Annotated in this window: 3 protein-coding genes; all 3 read right to left on the reverse strand. The window is 70.3% G+C overall.

The genetic code is table 11. The annotated features are described in order from the left end of the window. The coding region (locus MVA01S_RS29800) for a molybdopterin-dependent oxidoreductase (protein WP_159426394.1) at window positions 1-637 on the reverse strand (637 nt) is incomplete at its 3' end. A 15-nt stretch (window positions 638-652) separates the two neighbouring features. Then, on the reverse strand, window positions 653-1231 hold the full coding sequence (gene hpt, locus MVA01S_RS29805) for a hypoxanthine phosphoribosyltransferase (RefSeq protein ID WP_040542063.1): 579 nt from the start codon (window positions 1229-1231) through the stop codon (window positions 653-655). A 9-nt stretch (window positions 1232-1240) separates the two neighbouring features. Continuing rightward, window positions 1241-1496, reverse strand: a 256-nt coding sequence (locus tag MVA01S_RS29810) for a TilS substrate-binding domain-containing protein (protein WP_174539018.1), incomplete at its 5' end; no start/stop codon positions are given.

Consider the following 1496-nt stretch of genomic DNA (forward strand, 5'->3'; position numbering starts at 1 on the left):
CCAGCTCGGCGGTGCGGGTGCGGGCCGGGTCGACGACCACCAGCCGGCCGCCCCGCCTGCGCAGCGCGCGCAGCTTGCCCGGGAAGTCGGCGGCGGTGGCCAGGCTGCCGTTGGACACCAACGGGTTGGCGCCGATGACCACGAGGTAGTCGGTGCGGTCCAGGTCGGGCACGGTGAACGCGACCGGGCTGCCGAACATCAGCCCGAGTGAGACGTGCTTGGGCATCTGGTCCAGCGTGCTCGCCGAACAGACCTGCCTGGTGCCCAGGGCGCGGATGATCAGCGGCGGGTACAGCGCGCCGGCGACGGTGTGGGCGTTCGGATTGCCCAGGTACACCCCGACCGAGGTCCCGCCGTGCTCACGCACCACGGCCCCGAGTCCTTCGGCGACCGCGGCGAACGCCTCCTCCCACGTCGCCTCGGTCAGCACGCCGTCGCGACGGACCAGCGGCGCGCTCAACCGGTCGGGGTCGTTGTCGAGCTCACCGAAGCTTGCGCCCTTGGGGCAGATGAACCCGGCGGAGAACACGTCGTCCCGGTCCCCGCGGGCGGCGACCACCCGACCGTCCTCGACGGTCAGCGTCAGTCCGCAGGTGGCCTCACAGAACGGGCAGATGCGCAGGGCAGTGTCGGCCATGCCTGCATTCTGCGCTCAGGAGTCTTCGTACACCTTCGGATCGAGGGTTCCGATGTAGGGCAGGTCGCGGTAGCGCTCGGCGTAATCCAGGCCGTACCCGACGACGAACTCGTTCGGGATGTCGAAGCCGATGTACTGGATGTCGACGTCGGCGCGCACCGCGTCGGGCTTACGCAGCAACGTGCACACCCGCAGCGAGCGGGGCCCGCGGGTCGCCAGATTGCGCAGCAGCCACGACAGCGTGAGCCCGGAGTCGACGATGTCCTCGACGATCAGCACGTCGCGGTCGTTGATGTCGCGGTCGAGGTCTTTGAGGATGCGCACCACTCCCGACGACGACGTCGATGAGCCGTAGGAGCTGACCGCCATGAACTCCAGTTGCGTGGGCACCGGGATGGCCCTGGCCAGATCGGTGACGAACATGACCGCGCCCTTGAGCACGGTGATCAGCAGCAGGTCCTGCCCGGAGGCGGCGTCGCGGTAGTCCTCGGCGATCTGCGCCGCCATCTCGGCGGTCTTGGCTCTGATCTGTTCCTCCGACAGCAACACCGATTTGATGTCCCCGGGATACAAGTCCGCAGTCGGCACAGGCACTCCCACAGCCTAGCGGTGCCGTTCGGCCACCGGTTCGCGGTACAGGGTCAGCCTCCCGTCGCGGCGTCCGGCGAACAGCCGTACCCGTGACCGGTCGCCAGGGACGGCGACGCCACCCTGCCCGCGCCAGTCGGTGACCAGCGCGTCGACCGCGCGGATCTGCCGGTCGGTCAGCTCGCAGGCGCCGCCGGCCAGCAACCAGCCGCGGATCACCCGCCGCCGCACCGCGGTGGGCAGCGGGGCCAGGTCGGCGACCGCGAGCCCC

Source organism: Mycolicibacterium vaccae NBRC 14118 = CIP 105934 (genome assembly GCF_001552715.1).
GTDB classification, from domain to species: Bacteria; Actinomycetota; Actinomycetes; order Mycobacteriales; family Mycobacteriaceae; genus Mycobacterium; species Mycobacterium vaccae.